Below are 15516 nucleotides of genomic sequence, written 5' to 3'. Positions count from 1 at the left end.
TCTTGGGAAGAGATCAGACGGATGGCGAAAGTTGATCCGAAAAGTAACTTTATTAAGGAAGAGAGTTACTTCGATCCATGGGACGCAAACCCACGCGAAGACAGTTCCTACAGTCGAGTGCCGTTGTTACGACCGGACTCGCGGCCGGATGCTCCGGTGGCGGAGAGAGTTCGACCGATGACGGCGGTGAAACGCCGACCGATGGTAGTTCAACGGAGGCAACCCAGACGACGACTGGTGGGAACCTCTCGAAGACGGATTTCAACATCCTGCTGACGTACCAGCCTGAGATGGTTTACTCACCCGTGCTTGCCGCGGACCGCCTCGGGTACTTTGAGGAAGTCGGTCTCAACGTAAACATCGAGTACTCGTTCGGGCTGAATCCGATGCAGGTGCTCACGAGCGACGAGTTCGATGTCATCGTCGACAATCACATTTCCACGGTAACCGGAAAAGCACGCGGTGTCCCGGTCGAGACCGTGTTGACCACTATCGGCAACACGCCCCAGACGTTCGCGTCATTATCGGAGAAGAATATCACCTCGGTCGGTGACATTCCCGGGAATACTCTCGGCCTGCAGAACGCCCCTGACGTCCAGGCCTACACGGACGAGATATTCGGTAACCAACTCAGCGAATCCCAGCGGGGTAACATAGAGGAGGCATTCATCGGGTACGCGGTCAACAACCTGCTGGCCGACAACGTCGACGTGATGACGTTGTATCCAACGAATGCGGACTTTGCCTCACTCGAAGTGACCGGAGCGGAGTTCAACACGATCAATATGATGGACTTCATCGACGTGTCGGGGAACGCCGCCCTCACGTCAACGTCGACGCTTGAGAACAACCGTCCCGCGCTGGTCGAGTACACGAGGGCCCACGCAAAAGGGCTCAACGATGTCCTCGACCCGAACAACAAAGACGAGATCGCGGAGATGATCGTAGAGGTGCTGAACAGCTACGATCTCAGTGATGTCCATATCGAGGGGGCAGATCCAATGGAAGTCCAGCGCCTCTGTTTCGAGAAGTTCCTTGAGTTCCGCCCCATCGACTCTTGGGATACCTACGGCGCCGGCTACAACAACCCTGAGTACGTCGGTAACGCCCAGCAACTGCTCGCTAACATCGGGAACATCAGTGAGCCAGCGATGGTGGATCAGGACGAACTCGTCAACAACGAATTGATCAACGAAGTGTACGACGATAACGGAGAACTGATCTGGTAATGGCTATCCACGAGGAATCCCCGGAGTCATCGCTCGAGCGGTTACGGGAAAGTGCGCAAAAGATCGAACGCGAACAGATCTTGTACCCGCTCGTATTCTCCGTGGTCGGGATTATTGCGTGGACCGGCATCGTTGAACTGTTTGACCTACCGCTGTACATCCTTCCAACACCGTTCCAGATTCTCGACGGGTTCGCGGCGGAGATGAGCTTCTTCGCTCCTCACGCGCAAGCGACGATCTTCGAGGCCTTCTTCGGCTGGGTCGTCGGGAACATCATCGGGGTCACCCTCGGTCTCGTGATGGCTGAATCGCGGGGCTTACGGATTTCGTTCTATCCGTACCTCATCGCCCTACGTTCGATTCCAGTCATCGCGTTCGCGCCGTTGTTGATCCTCTGGATGGGACTGAACGTCTGGCCGATCCTGGCCACCGCGACGATCACGACGTTCTTCCCGACGCTCGTCAACAGCATTGCGGGCTTTAATTCAACCGACCAGCTCACAGAAGAACTGATGCACTCGCTGGACGCCTCGCGATGGCAGGTCTTCAGGCATGTGAAGATCTACAACGCGATGCCGTACATCTTCTCGTCGCTGAAGATCACCGTCGCACTGAGCATGATCGGCGCGGTTGTCGGGGAGTGGCTCGCCGCCGATCAGGGCCTCGGATACCTGATTGTCGTCGCCAACAATCAGATCGATACCATCCTGTTATTCCGTTCGATCATCCTTATCGGCCTCTTTGGAACGGCTTGGTTCGCATTGTTGACTGTTACTGAACGGCTGTTCCTAGACTGGAAACAGACTGGTGACGCGGGAGCAACGAGGTAAACACACATGGCTAACGACACATCACAGGTGCAAGCGTCCAACCGCCGTCAGACGAGCGCTGAAGGCGCAAATATCACTGTCGACGGACTGACCAAGGTGTACAACGAAGGAGAAGCTGATGAAGTCATCGCCATTGAGGATATTGACCTTGAGATCGAACCCAACGAGTTCGTCTCGATCATCGGTCCGAGTGGATGCGGGAAGACGACACTGCTGAAGTGCATCGGCGACCTCGTCGAACCGACGGTCGGGGAGGTTCAGATCAACGGCGAACCTGCGACGGCCGCCCGCAAGGAACGCGAACTCGCCTTCTACTTCCAAGAGGACGTGTTACTTCCCTGGCGGTCGGTCATCGATAACGTCCTCTTACCCCTGCAGATTGAAGGCAAGGACATCGACAAGGAGCAGTTCCGGGAGGAGGCGCGGGAGGTGCTCACACAGGTCGGGCTCGACGGATTCGAGCACAGTATGCCGGCCGAACTGAGCGGCGGGATGCGCCAGCGCGTCGCACTCGCTCGCGGCTTTATTTTCGACCCGATGACGTTCCTGATGGACGAACCGTTCGCCGCGCTTGACGAACTCACACGCCGAAAGATGAACAAGCGCCTCCTGGACATCCACCAGTCGGTTCAGAAGACGACGGTTTTTGTCACCCATCACATCGCTGAGGCCGTTTGGCTCTCGGACAAGGTTGTTATCCTGAACTCACATCCAGGCGAGGTCGATGAGATCGTCGATATCGACATCCCGCGGCCTCGTGATGAGAACACCCGTCAATCCGAGGCATTCCACGAATACGAGGATGCACTGACAGACAAGATCATCGAGTTCGACGTGTAACGACCGCCGTACGGCTCTTTTTTTGATTCATTTTCCGATCGAGGACGGAAGAAGTTACGACGGCCCACCCCCTCAGACGTGGAGCACGACTTTCCCGACGAACGAGTCCTCGACGACCGTTCGTTGGGCCGTTGCGGCCTCCTCAAGCGCGAACAGATGAGCGATGTCGACTGAGAGACGACCGCTTTCGAGCAGGTCTGCCAGTGGCTCCAGTACGCGCGATATATCGGGTGTGTTGTACATGCTCACGAAGTGAAGGGACACGTCGCGGTCACGGGCATCCTGACCGTCCGATATCTTACCGGATGGGCCACCGAGACAGACGATGTCGGCATCGAAGCTGGTGACGGCGATATCGAGGTCGAGGTACCGGTCGGTCATGTGGTCGAGCACCACGTCGACCCCGCCAGGTACCCTCTCATTAATCGCGGTTCGCAGGTCGTCCCGCTCGTAATCGAACACGTGCGTCGCACCGAGTTCCCTGACTCGCTCTCGGGCGCTGTCTCGGCCCGCGGTCGCGATCACCTCCACACCGGCAGCGGCTGCTAGCTGGACGGCGACGTGCCCGACACCGCCGCTCCCGCCGTGGATCAGACACGTATGTCCGGGCGAGAGCGAAGCGTGATCGAAGAGGGCTCGCCACGCGGTCACACCGACGTGGGCGATGGCGGCACCGGTCTGAAATGTCGTCCCCGCTGGGAGGTGATAGCACTGGTCTGTCGGTACCACGGCGTACTCCGTATACGTACCGCGCGGATCGGTATCCATCCCGGTCCCGAAGATCCGGTCACCGATGTCGAACCGCGAGACCCCGGATCCGACAGCGTCGACGACACCGGCGAAATCCGAGCCTGGAATGGTAGGTAGTTTATCCCCCGAAACAGTCCCGTTCCTGATTTGAGCGTCAATAGGGTTGACGCCAATAGCAACGACGGCGACGCGAACGGTCCCGTGGTCAGGCGCCGGTACTGGACGGTCTTCGACGTTGAGAACTGACAGGTCCCCTCGTTCATGATACCGAACTGCGCGCATACGTCGAAAGAGCACCAGGGCGGATTTAATTGTTGGTGGAGAGATGCATCTACGTGTTCACGAGAAGTGCACGGGCGTTCTCCGCGAGGACGGCCGCTTCCTGATCGGTAGTTGTCACGTCGCTGACCGACATCACGAGTTCAGACAGTTCCCTGGCCGAACGTGGCTCGTATGGGTAGTCAGTGCCGAAGAGCACGTTCGAAGCCGGGAACAGGTCCAGGGCGGCCTCGAGCGCCATTCGGTCGCCGAAAAAACCCGCGGTGTCCACGTAGATGCGTTCGCGGAGCTGTGCCTCGAACTCTTCGATGGTCTTGACCCGGTCCTGACCGGGCCATCTGCCTTCATCGAGTTGCAGGCGGATACGCCCCACCATCGTCGCAATATTCCCGCCGAGGTGATGATAGACGAGTTGCAACCCAGGGAACCTGTCGAGTACGCCCGTGTGGATGACATGAGAGATACTCGCTGCGAGAGCGGCCTCGCGACCGAACGTCGCATTGAGTAGGTAGTCGTCGTTGAGTGCGTCCGGGTGAAGTGACTCGTCGAGTTTCGGGTGAACCAGGAGCGGCGCACCGGTGCGGTCGGCGACTTCGAACACGGGCGCTAACTCCTCGTCATCCAGACCGATGCCACCGGAAGTCGTCTCCAATGCGCCGCCGTTGAAGCCAGCGTCCAGCGCACGCTCGAGTTCTGCGGCGGCCGCTTCACCGCCAGCCTGTGTCGGAATCGCTGCGAGGCCGTGGAGTCGGTCAGTGTCGGCGACAACGTCGAGAAGCGCGTCGTTCGATGCAGCTGTCTCTGCAGCATCACCCGATCCCATAAAATACGGTTGAGACAGTACGGCCTGGTCGATGCCAGCACGCTCGTATATTTCTAAGAGTTCGTCCGCGTCGGAGAGTCGGTTACCGAGTAGTGACTCGATATCGGTCCCCACGAAGGCGTCGGGATACGTTTCTCTTGGAAACAGATGCGCCCCAAAGTCGACCGTCATCCCTCGATCCGACCTCCGGTCCACCAATAGAATCGTCGCATGGAACTTGAACACCACTGAGCACCGATTGAACAGAGACGGTTCATCGAAGTCACCTCATTCGTAGTAAGCATCGAGGTCACCCCGTTCGTCATCAGCGATCGATGTGCGGATCGTCTTGTTCTGAGTGAACTCGTGCAGGGTCTCTTCGAACCCAAGCTTTCGACCGGTGCCACTCTTGCCGAAGCCGCCGAATGGCGTTCCGAGGAAGGTGCCGTTGTTGTAGTTGTTGATGTACACGATACCGGCTTCGATGCGGCGGGCCATCCGATTTGCCACTTCCATGTTTGTCGACCAGATGGCGGCGCTCAGGCCGTACTGCGAGTCGTTCGCCAGATCGATCGCTTCCTCGATGGAGTCGAAGGTCGCCACCGACATCACGGGGCCGAACACTTCTTCGTTCCAGATTCGCATTTCCGGCGTTACCTCGCCGAACAGCACCGGCGGGACGTAGTAGCCGTCCTCAGTATCGTCGGGGACGGTCCCCTCGTACAGGACCGTCGCACCCTCCTCCTTCCCGACTTCGATGTATTCAGTGATCTTCTCGAACTGCTTCTCGTTGGCGAGCGGTCCGAGGTCGGTCTCCGGGTCCATCCCCGGACCGATGGTCATGTCGTCGGTCACCGTGATGAATTTCTCGAGGAATTCGTCGCGGACATCCTCGTGGAGGAGCAGACGTTCACAGCCCGCACAGGCCTGGCCGGTGTTCGTGAACAGGCCGTCCGTTGTCCCCTTGACGGCCGCGTCGATGTCGGCGTCGGGGAGAACGATGTTCGGGTTTTTTCCCCCGAGTTCGAGCATCACGTCCGTGATCGACTCGGCGGCGGCCTCCATCACTTTCGTCCCAGTGTCCGTGTGACCGGTGAAGCCGATCTTGCCGACCTCGGGATGGCTCGTAAGCCGGACACCCGGTTCGGTCGCCCCGGTCACGACGTTGACGACCCCGTCGGGCAAAATGTCCTGCCAAATTTCGGCCATCTTGAGCGAGGAAAGGGGCGCCTCGGGTGCGGGCTTCAGAACGACCGTGTTCCCCGTTGCCAGCGGTGCAGCGGTAAAATCAGAGGTGTGCATCGGCGGCCAGTTCCACGGGATGATGGAACCGACGACACCGTACGGTTCACGGACGTTGTAGTCGAACAGTCCGTTCTTCTCTGGAATGGTGTCGCCGTGGTTCTTGTCCGCGGCGCCGCCGTAGTACCGAAACCCCTCTTTGGCTTCGTGGACGTCTGAGCGCGACTGTTCGAGGGGTTTCCCGTTCTCCCTGGTTTCGAGTTCAACGAACTCGTCGTAGCGCTCCTCGATGGCCTCAGCAACATCAAGGAGGTACGCTCCGCGCTCGCGCGCACTAACGTGCCTCCATACGTCTTCGTAGGTCTCGCGCGCCACCTCGACAGCGCGGTCGACATCCGCTGCGGTGCCGTCCGGAACGGAGCCGACGACCTCACGGTTCGCGGGGTTTTCCACGTCGAAACGGCCGCCGCTCTCACTCTCGACGAACTCGCCGTCGATGAACAGGTCCTGTTCGTAGATCATACTGTCTCTGGATCGCACCTCATCAGACATAACAGAGTGTTTTACTCAGATGTACAAATAATTTCGCGTGTCTGAACCTAGGACGGGAGACAGGTTGGGCAAACGCTACGCGGAGATGAGCCGTTCCATGTTACCGCCGAGGATGCCTTCCAGTTCATCATCTGTTAGGTCCATCTGGCGGACGCTCTCGGTATCGCCAAGCCACTTGCGACCGTGGTCAGGGCCGTAGGGGTAGTCCGATCCGTACAGAAGATGGTCAGCGCCGAAGAAGTCGTAGCCAGTCTCGAGCGCAGCTACGGACCCGTTGAGCACAGTGTCTCCATAAAATCGTTTGAAATACTCCTCGACGGGCTGCGAGAGATCTGCCCAGTCCGCATGCGGGTAGAACTCTCGTGCTTGGTAGAACGTCTCTATGCGTGCCGCGAAGTGAGGAACCATCGCACACATATGATGGGCGATAAGGTTCAGGTCTGGACATTTTTCCATCACGCCACTGAACACCAGTCGCGAGAGGGCGACGCTGGTATCGAGAAGCCAACCAAATACCTTGTCGTAGAACAGTGAGTCGCCCGTGACGCCGTAGTCAGCAAGTTGCGGGTGCATCCACAATGGAATACCCTTGCTATCTGCCGCTTCAAAGAACGGAAGGAAAGCCTCGTCGTCAAGCGGTCTCCCGTCGATATTCGAAAATATCTGGACGCCTGCCATCCCCAAGTCGTCGATACACCGATCAAGTTCGTCGAGATACTCGCCTGTGAGGAAAGGGAGCGTCGCAACCGGCACGAACCGATCCGGATGCTCGTCTGCGATACGCCGGATCTCGTTGTTCGCATGTTTGACGATGGGCAATGCCTCTTGGGGGTCGATACCGAGCCAGGACGGCGGCGAAGCAAGCGTCAACACCTGCTTGTCGATGTTGTACTCGTCTAGATCGGCGAGTCGCTGGTCGATGTCGTAGAAGTACGCCTCATCGTGCGCTTCGATCGCATCCGTGGGATGCGCCGTTCGTAACTCGTGGTACACGGACTGTGGCATGATATGCCCGAAGGCATCGATAACTGCTGCCATACTGATGCCCCTCGCTTGAGCGTAATAAATCATGAGTCGCGTGGCAAGTGTTCGGTCGAGAGGCATTGATTTATATGACGGACGACAACGATTCACGCGATGCTCGACGACTACGAGATGCACGATCTGACCCAGCCGTGGTGTGCGGACACGCCGGCCTGGCCGACTTACGACAACCCGAAAGTGTGGTACGACAAGAGCCTGGACACCGAGACGGTCAACGGCCAGAAAATCGAGTTCATGAACCACACAGGGACCCATCTCGACGGCGAGAAACATTTCGTCGGTAACGGCCGCGACATCGAATCGATGCCCCTCGACGAACTCGTCGGCGACGCTGTCGTGGCAGACATCTCCGACCAGGTCGGTGATTACGACGTGTACACCAGCGAGATGGTTGCGAACGCCGCGGACGTCCGGGAAGGAGATATCCTGTTCATCCACACAGGCTACCAGCAGTACGCGTGGCATCGGGAAAACGCCGACCCACACAAGTTCTTCTGCAAACATCCCGGCCCAAACTTGGAGTTCGCCGAGTGGGTCCGCGAGATGGACCTCGAATATCTGATCCTCGACTGTGGCAGCGCCGACCACCCGATGAACACGGTGATACGCGATGTCCGTCCCGAATTAGCCGCCCAAGCTCGTGACCACCTCGGGGTGGACGATCTGGACGAGGTGTTCCCCCCGGAGAACTACCAGTTGATGCATACCGAACTGTTCCCTGAAGGAATCGTTCACGTCGAAAACGCCATTGTTCCCGACGAGTTACTGGGCCAGCGGTGTCAGATCGGAACGTTCCCATGGCGGTTCCGTGGGGGTGAATCCTCGGTGAGTCGCTGCGTTGCCTTTACTCAGGAGTAACGTCCGCTCGGTTTCGCTCTTCTGTACGGAAGCGACCAGTCGCGTCTTACTTGTACTCGATATCGAGTTCGACGATGTTGGCAGCGCTTTTGACCAATTCCGGGTATTCGGTCTCGAACAGGTCACCACGGAACCGGCTCGTCGGTCCCGCGAGGCTGATCGAGCCAATAACTGTTCCGTCGTTTCTAAGGATCGGTGCCGCGACACAGTTGAGCCCCCGGAGACGTTCCTCCCTGTCGAAGGCGACGCCCTCTTCGCGAATCGTCGCAAGTTCCTCGAATAGTTCCTCACGGTCGGTAACTGTGTTCTCCGTGTTCTGGACGAGGCCGTGTTCGTCGAGGATGCCTTCGATCCGCTCCTCATCCAAGTGTGCGAGGATTGCCTTCCCGACCGCGGTGGTGTGGAGATGAACCCTGTAGCCGTCGTGGCTGTCCAAGTTGACGGCGTCTTCCCCCCTGTTCCGGCACAGGAAGACCCCCATTCCGTGCTCCTCGACGACCGCCGTAGCGAGTTCTCCCGTGTCCTCGGCAAGTCGTTCAACCTCCGGTGAGACGACCTCGTAGATTCTCATCCGCTTTCTCGCGTTCTCCCCGACACCGAGAAAGCGGAGACCGAGACGGTACTCACCTTCGTCGCTGGTGAGATACGAGAGATTCTCGAGAGTCGCCAGGTGGCTGTGTACCGTGCTCCGGGGCTTGTCCAACTGGGTCGCAAGCTCGGAGACGCTCATCCCTCCCGATTCTTTTAACTCATCGATGATATCGAACGCCGTCACCAACGTTCCAACGGGTTTGGTTCCATTTTCCATGGGATACCTTCGCAAGCCAGGAATAAAAACCTGTCCGACAGTAGTGGACGACGAATAGGATTTATTCAGTCGAATTTTCGTAGAACAAGCAGATATCAACTCAAGCGTTGGATTTCAGTGATTTGAGGGCTTGTGAGCGCTGAGTTCGTTGAGACCTGTATGAGCAGACCGTCCGCTCACATCGGACAAAAATGAGGGCGTTGTCTCTCCAATGTCCACAGACCGGTTGGGTGGAAGCGGTAGATCGGGATTTTACCTGTACCACTTGAGAGAATGGTATTCTAACAATTAAATAAGATCTAATCCATCCATACAATAACGCGTGTACGACCGTTATGTGGAACCAAACGTTCACTCACATTTCCAACCGTCGAAGTTGATTGCTCAGATGTGGTCACCGACAGAATAAACAAGTCGCCACCAGCGTTAAACCAAGCAGATGTAGATACTCTTGTCACCTTGTGCTATATACGTTGAACACGTTCATATACCCAGTACTTTGAGATTGTTAGACGCAATCGGACCAAATTTGGACTCAGAATCGTTAATTATGTGGACAAAATATATAACTAAGTGCTGTATATTACTTATTTGAGAATGCTTTATAAATATAAGGAAGAGGTGCAATATTGTCCCGCTATTTGATCTTATATCCTGAGAATCCGCGAATATATTAATTGAACTGCCATTCAATAATGGAAGTATATTCAGATCCACCTGTTCAGTTACCAGCGCGCCCATCAAGTTGGGCTCTTCGAGAAACAGACTGCAGAGGAAATGAAAGACCTCTATAGCGAAAACCGGACAGAAAGTTACTACGGCGGCGGTCGGCCAACCAAAGAACAAGCAAGAGCAATGACCGGACTCGCCACTGCTGTCCATCAATTCGTGGTAGATCAGATTCGAGAGGGTGGAGTCTGTTTCTGTGACTGACTGTCTGTAGGGGTGTGAGCAGTTTCTGGCAATCTCTACCCACCACGCACTGATGTGCTAAGGATTAGAGGAGAGCCACCGCTTCTAGGAGCTACGATAGCAGCAACCGGCTCAGGACACCGTATTCCTAGGTTGAATCAATGAGGGGCTGTACGATTCGAATGAAAGGTCCAGTTCAAGTTTTGCGTGGTCGTCGGAACCCTTATTACGAATTGTGGATAATCCAAAACTAAGATGGCGCAATCACCACCCAGGTCAGGGCGACCACCGATACAGCAGCTTCAGACTGTCGCTGACCTTCTTGAAACGCCAGCACTTGCTAGGTTGTACGCTCATGTTATACAACAGGGCCCAGTCACTGTGTCAAAGATCATCGACGAGCTCGATATCCCACAAGGAACTGCCTACGACTATGTCCAGAACCTCGAAACTGCTGGCTTGGTCGAGAAAACCCGTGATCAACGCCCATACGAATACGACGCTGAGCCCATCGCACTTACACTCTCGACGAACGGGGAAACCCAGACTATCACACCGGAACTGATCGCAGCTGTCGCTCGCCGCGAGGAGGACGAAGACATCGACATCTACATCGAACGACATGGCCTCGACGGGCTTGCCGTCGCTCTCGAATACGCCTCCGAATACGTTGATGGAACGGTCAACCACCGCATTGCAGCCAGGGAACTCGATCTCTCGCCGCTTGAGGCAGAGATCATCCTCCAGGCACTGGAACCAGTTGCCACTGAGTACGCCGACACAGCTGCATGACGACGGCCTATGTCGCCGATACCGGTGTTTTCGTTCGCTGTGGTGGGCCGGACAAGGACAAATTCCAGCGGCTTCGTCGGGCAGTTCGACAGGCCGGTAGCACATTGCGTATCCCGCAACGCGTCTATGAGGAACTCGGTGGTGATCCAGCAGCGGATGCGTACCATTCAGGAAATATTCCCTATCCAGATGGGTTCGAGGAGGGATGGATTGTCGTCGCCGAAGAACTTGACTATACCAAACCAGTCGTGTCGACGGTGATGGACGAAACACGCCGGTTCATTGCCAACGAGACTGACCGCGACGAGGACAATATCGAGAAAGCAGATACGGCGCTTGTTGGGCTTGCTGCGCAGTTGCTCGACACCGAAGAAGCCGACAACGTTGTGCTCTTGACGACCGACAAACCAGCGGGCCAGGCTGCAGAAGCGCTCCTACCACAATATGGCTTCAATGATCGTATCGACTTCCGATATGTCAACGTTCAATATCTCGAACCGCTCACCGCTGACGAATTTCGATAACCACAATCTGAGCTGATTGAATCTCCACCAATACGGGGAAGAGCCACGTGACAATCACAAAAGCTTCTAGCGGATGATCTCACCGACGCGCTCACGGTCGAACAGCTGTCGATCGCTGGTTACGTCGCCGAACTGGTCAGGATACACCTGTTTGGCGGCCTGTTCAGTGAGGAAGAGATTCTGAATTGGCCCCACCCACAGCAGGCCACCACGATACACATCCTCATTTTGGACAGCCATGAGTTCGCTGGCAACTGGATGGTCACTCATGTAGGAAAGTACTGTTTCTTCGAACTCCTCGGGAGACTTCTCCTGATGGCCCCGGATCAGCAGTACGTCCGGATCAATCGTGAGCATGTTCTCGTAGTCGAGTTCACTCCGGTTTTCAGCACTGAGTTGCTTCACACTCGTGTTGGCAAGTGCATCGCTAACCCCGAGATCGTGCCACTGTTTCTTGTTTGTCCCCTTATCGTCGAGCCGATACGGTGAGAACGTCTCCGGTTCCTCTGATCCCGCGTAGGTGAGTAGGACACTCGGTCGGTCGCTTTTCGCCGGGAGTTGGGATTGGATGTCAGCAATGAACTCGTCGTGGAATTGTTTGAATGTCTGATACTGGTCCTCCTTCTGGAACATCTGGGCGACCTTCTCGAATGCATCATACATCGTGTAGTAGCGGTGATTATGCCATCCATCGGACCGACGATAGATCCGGTTGCCAATAAACGGGCCAACGTTCTCTGTGATTTCGGCCAGGTCGTCCTCGGTCCACTCGAACGACTGCTTCATATTCTCTGGACTGATGAGATGCACATCGTTGTCCAGCTCGTAGAAGATTTCCTTATCGATTCCATCTGCCCACAACGCTGTCAACGAACCCGAATCGACCGAGACACCAGGAACAGCGTTATGGAACTCGGTGTAATACTCCGCAGGCTGCCCGACACCGGTAAGGCCATCGCTCAGCCCAAGGGCGACGCCCATATCCGCATAGCCCGGGTAGTAAGTCGCCCACGTTTCGGGAACGCTATCGAAGGTGACCTCCCCAGCAGGCGCCATCGATACCGTGTAGCTCCCCTCTACAGGCGTTGCTGTCGTGGTTGACTCGTCGGCCTCCGTTTCAGTCGGAGTCGACTCGTTATTAGACTGACCCGTACAACCGGCGAGCAGTCCCCCGCCAACGACTGCCCCGCTATACTTCACATACTCACGCCGCGTCGGTGCCTCATAGTCAGTCGGATCGCCCGCCATACTATTTAGGTTAGCCTAAAACCAAAAAAAGCATTCTGGTTTTTAGGCCGACCAAAATACAGAAGGGGCCCTACAGCACGGGAACATCGGTAAGCCATTGTTCGGGAACAACGAGCCCCGAGCCATTCTCGTACCACCATCACTGACAACCTCCGGAGTCCGATCGCTGCTGAAGTGGTGGAGTACAGAAGCAGACATCCCGGATCTCGACGTCGACGATGGTGAGTACCTCACGCTGCATGGCGCTCGTCGCGGCGTCGGGGAGAAACTCTACCGTGAACGGGGAGCAGCGGCCGCACAGCAGACGCTTCGACATGCCGATCCCCCAACCACGAGCCAGATGTACTCCCACATCGAAGCCAGCGAGCTTGCCCGGGACAACTCCGACGTCTTCGATGATGAGTGAGTAGCCCTCTTGTGGGTCCACGATTCTACCCCCTCTTTCGAGTGTTCCAGCACGTCCACAAAGCACCCGGAAAATATAGTACTAGTTAGAAGTAATTGCGTACCTCGGGTACCGAAAGTTGTTGGAGAGCGGTGTCGATCGCCGTTGTCAGTTCGTCGAGTGAGTCGAAAAAGCGGTTGCTCAGAGCGGTTTGAAGCTGTCTCCAGCACTCCTCGACCGGATTTAATTCCGGTGAGTATGGTGGAAGCGTGACGAAGGCGAGGGAGCGCAGGCCAAGCGGGTTCCTCGTTCCGAAACGCGCGCGACTCGACATGCGCGTCGACTACTGCTGTGCTGGAGCGGTGCTGTTACGGTCGGGTGGGACTGAAAGGGGCACACCGCTGGCGCTTGCCGTGGTCGGGTCAGCGACCGCCAGCGGCGTGGGGCTTTCAAGGAGTGCTGGTCGGACTCGCTCGTCGACGCCGTCCTGGAGGTCCTGTCACCAGGAGTCCTGACGGATCCAACAGTGCCAGGAGAGCCAATCGTGCCAGCAGGCCTGGTCCTGTCGAGGCCATCCCAGTCGAGAGACCAATCCGCCCCGACACCGACCACACCCACCCAACCGGCGCCGACGACAGACGGACATCCCCCCATCGGCTGCTGCGCGGCCAGCAGGCCACACCCACCCAACCACCCGCCCGTCGGTCTCACGCCGACACACGCCCTATTCTCGGCCGCTGTTCCCGCCTGCCAGCCCTACGCCTGCTACCAACAGTAAATATAGCTGGTCCCACATGCGACTCGGAGCCAACTATCCTCAATAAATATCGATGATAAAAAAAAGCAATAAAACGTCATTGCTGAATCGGCAACGGTCTGGACTACATTTAATACATTGACAGAGTGAATCGTGTTTGTGACTCAGTGTGATTTTTGTCATGCTGATGAAGATTTGCCATACAAATGTAGTGACTGTGGTGGCACATTTTGTACTGACCACAGACTACCCGAAGATCATAACTGTCAGTCAATATCGTCGTCTTCAGGCGCTGTGTTTGATTCTAGCAATGGAACCACAACCAAGCCTGGCGATGATGGGACGAATGCGATATTTGCAGTAGATATAGATAGACGGATGGGGACAGTCATTATCTTCGTACTTTCGGCAGTAGCTGCTCGACTCTTACCGATGCTTTTCCCGTCTGTTCCGACTGGGGGGTTATCTGCGTCGGCGCCGACTGCAGTCGCCTCATACGGCACTCTATTTGCCGAAACACCGGAGACGCTAATGAATACTATCACAGTCATTCAGTATGAAGCGTATGTTATCGTTCCTCTCGCCACAGCTAGTACAGTAATTGTAACGCAACTCACGGAGAGAGGACCGAATTCCACGCAAATGAGGAATACGTATATCGTGCTGTTGGTAGCTATCGGAATCCCATCGCTTCCAATAATATTGATCGGTGTTTTCGGACTGCGCCTGTTCGGGACCGAAATCATCGTACCCTTCCTGTCGTCGGGAATTACACAAAACTTCGCCGTCCTATCTGCTCCGATTTTTGTGCTCGGTATTCTGACCAGTGTGATCGTCGTCGAATTCTCACAGTATTACGACAATGATACAAATTGAGTGGATAATTGATTACGTACCCGGCTGGATTGGGCCAAGTTCCATCTTCTTAGGATTGTTCGTAACTTCTCTGGGGCTTGCAAAATTAAGTATAAGACATCTCGTTGCGGAGGGAATCTCTGGTAAGGATTACATTCTATGGGGGACGATCGGACTCCTCTACGTTTGGGCGGTGACAAACCTATTGAAATTACCAACATTTTTTATTCGGTATCCTTTCGTTTACACGGCAGTGTTCATTTTCGCTGCAAAGATGATTGAAGGGGCTGGGGCTATTGCCCTTTATCAGAAAATCGTCTACGCAAACGAAAACTGGACACTGTCTGGCGGTTCTTCAAGCACAGACCGATCAAATAACCTGGGAATAATTGAACGTATTAAGAATATCACTGATGACTGGGGGTTTCCTGGAAATACATCACTGAAACAGAAAGCGGCTCGTCGATTGATTTTATTACTAATCGGAATTATCGGGTCGTACGCTGCTATCGGCACCCTGATTTTTACTTCTCTGTCACTCCCGCTTTCCCGATTGCTTATCGTTACTTGGACGCTCGCTACATTTCTTGTCTCGCTTCTGGGGCTTACATGGAAAGTTTCGAAGATCAATGCGAATATCAATTCAGTGTTGCTGTACGGAACGATCTTAATTTTGGCAGGTGCCGAAGTGACAAATCTCGCGAATTTGGTAGCCGAAATTACGGTTTTCGCCGCCGGTGGCGTCGGATACACGATTGGGTACCTACTTACGATGATTCTATGGCTCGCTGATTAATCCGATCGTGCTG

The 15516-nt window shown here is 55.6% G+C and carries 15 protein-coding genes and 2 pseudogenes; 10 read left to right on the top strand and 7 right to left on the bottom strand.

Translation table 11 applies throughout. The features are described 5' to 3' along the window. The first annotated feature begins 77 nt into the window (after positions 1-77). Genes VJ109_RS18500 through VJ109_RS18490 form a run of 3 tightly spaced genes read left to right on the top strand, consistent with a single transcriptional unit; the run spans position 78 to position 2899 of the window. On the top strand, positions 78-1229 hold the full coding sequence (locus VJ109_RS18500) for an ABC transporter substrate-binding protein (protein ID WP_324760862.1): 1152 nt from the start codon (positions 78-80) through the stop codon (positions 1227-1229). Beyond that, positions 1229-2059, top strand: a complete 831-nt coding sequence (locus VJ109_RS18495) for an ABC transporter permease (RefSeq protein ID WP_324760861.1) — start codon at positions 1229-1231, stop codon at positions 2057-2059. The genes VJ109_RS18500 and VJ109_RS18495 overlap by 1 nt, the downstream gene beginning before the upstream one ends. Positions 2060-2065: 6 nt before the next feature. Continuing rightward, positions 2066-2899 carry an ABC transporter ATP-binding protein gene (locus VJ109_RS18490; RefSeq protein ID WP_324761239.1) on the top strand — a complete coding sequence of 278 codons (834 nt, stop codon included), beginning with the start codon at positions 2066-2068 and terminating at the stop codon, positions 2897-2899. 72 nt (positions 2900-2971) lie between these two features. Here VJ109_RS18490 and VJ109_RS18485 read toward each other — a convergent pair whose 3' ends face one another. The 4 genes from VJ109_RS18485 to VJ109_RS18470 form a co-directional block, all read right to left on the bottom strand. Then, complete coding sequence (locus tag VJ109_RS18485) at positions 2972-3931, bottom strand: quinone oxidoreductase family protein (RefSeq protein ID WP_324761238.1); 960 nt, start codon at positions 3929-3931, stop codon at positions 2972-2974. 49 nt (positions 3932-3980) lie between these two features. After that, positions 3981-4922 carry an amidohydrolase family protein gene (locus VJ109_RS18480; protein ID WP_324761237.1) on the bottom strand — a complete coding sequence of 314 codons (942 nt, stop codon included), beginning with the start codon at positions 4920-4922 and terminating at the stop codon, positions 3981-3983. A 96-nt stretch (positions 4923-5018) separates the two neighbouring features. Beyond that, positions 5019-6524, bottom strand: a complete 1506-nt coding sequence (locus VJ109_RS18475; RefSeq protein ID WP_324761236.1) for an aldehyde dehydrogenase family protein — start codon at positions 6522-6524, stop codon at positions 5019-5021. A gap of 75 nt (positions 6525-6599) precedes the next feature. Beyond that, positions 6600-7562: an amidohydrolase family protein gene (locus VJ109_RS18470; RefSeq protein ID WP_324761235.1), complete on the bottom strand. Its 963-nt coding sequence runs from the start codon at positions 7560-7562 to the stop codon at positions 6600-6602. A 99-nt stretch (positions 7563-7661) separates the two neighbouring features. On the opposite strand from VJ109_RS18470, the gene VJ109_RS18465 reads away from it, so the two are divergent. Next, on the top strand, positions 7662-8426 hold the full coding sequence (locus VJ109_RS18465; protein ID WP_324761234.1) for a cyclase family protein: 765 nt from the start codon (positions 7662-7664) through the stop codon (positions 8424-8426). A gap of 46 nt (positions 8427-8472) precedes the next feature. Here the strand turns inward: VJ109_RS18465 and VJ109_RS18460 are convergent, their stop codons facing one another. After that, on the bottom strand, positions 8473-9234 hold the full coding sequence (locus tag VJ109_RS18460; protein WP_324761233.1) for an IclR family transcriptional regulator: 762 nt from the start codon (positions 9232-9234) through the stop codon (positions 8473-8475). Positions 9235-9939: 705 nt separating this feature from the next. Here VJ109_RS18460 and VJ109_RS19670 point away from each other — a divergent pair. The 3 genes from VJ109_RS19670 to VJ109_RS18450 all read left to right on the top strand — a co-directional run bounded on the left by VJ109_RS19670 (position 9940) and on the right by VJ109_RS18450 (position 11462). Continuing rightward, entirely contained in the window at positions 9940-10167 is a 228-nt protein-coding gene (locus VJ109_RS19670; protein WP_491745824.1) for a DUF8154 family protein, read from the top strand. Between the two features lie 234 nt (positions 10168-10401). Then, the gene (locus VJ109_RS18455) at positions 10402-10938 is read left to right on the top strand and encodes a DUF7437 domain-containing protein (RefSeq protein WP_324761232.1); all 537 of its coding nucleotides are present in this window, start codon (positions 10402-10404) and stop codon (positions 10936-10938) included. Beyond that, positions 10935-11462: a PIN domain-containing protein gene (locus VJ109_RS18450; protein WP_324761231.1), complete on the top strand. Its 528-nt coding sequence runs from the start codon at positions 10935-10937 to the stop codon at positions 11460-11462. The genes VJ109_RS18455 and VJ109_RS18450 overlap by 4 nt, the downstream gene beginning before the upstream one ends. Before the next feature lie 66 nt (positions 11463-11528). On the opposite strand, the gene VJ109_RS18445 is transcribed toward VJ109_RS18450, so the two are convergent. Further along, positions 11529-12710, bottom strand: coding sequence for an ABC transporter substrate-binding protein (locus VJ109_RS18445; protein WP_324761230.1), 1182 nt, complete (start codon positions 12708-12710; stop codon positions 11529-11531). Positions 12711-12843: 133 nt separating this feature from the next. Here VJ109_RS18445 and VJ109_RS18440 point away from each other — a divergent pair. Further along, positions 12844-13116 (top strand): annotated as a pseudogene (locus VJ109_RS18440) (site-specific integrase); the annotation flags it as partial. 85 nt (positions 13117-13201) lie between these two features. Here the strand turns inward: VJ109_RS18440 and VJ109_RS18435 are convergent. After that, positions 13202-13378 (bottom strand): annotated as a pseudogene (locus tag VJ109_RS18435) (transposase); the annotation flags it as partial. A 627-nt stretch (positions 13379-14005) separates the two neighbouring features. Between VJ109_RS18435 and VJ109_RS18430 the strand changes: the two are divergent. Both VJ109_RS18430 and VJ109_RS18425 read left to right on the top strand, forming a co-directional pair. After that, a complete protein-coding gene (locus VJ109_RS18430) occupies positions 14006-14728 on the top strand; it encodes an AN1-type zinc finger protein (protein WP_324761229.1) in 723 nt (240 codons plus the stop codon). Beyond that, a complete protein-coding gene (locus VJ109_RS18425) occupies positions 14715-15503 on the top strand; it encodes a hypothetical protein (RefSeq protein ID WP_324761227.1) in 789 nt (262 codons plus the stop codon). The genes VJ109_RS18430 and VJ109_RS18425 overlap by 14 nt, the downstream gene beginning before the upstream one ends. Positions 15504-15516: the final 13 nt, after the last annotated feature.

This window comes from Haloarcula montana (assembly GCF_035666295.1).
In the GTDB taxonomy this organism is placed as follows: Archaea; Halobacteriota; Halobacteria; order Halobacteriales; family Haloarculaceae; genus Haloarcula; species Haloarcula montana.
The sequence above is the reverse complement of the archived record's forward strand: the minus strand, read 5'-3'. Positions and strand labels throughout refer to the sequence as shown.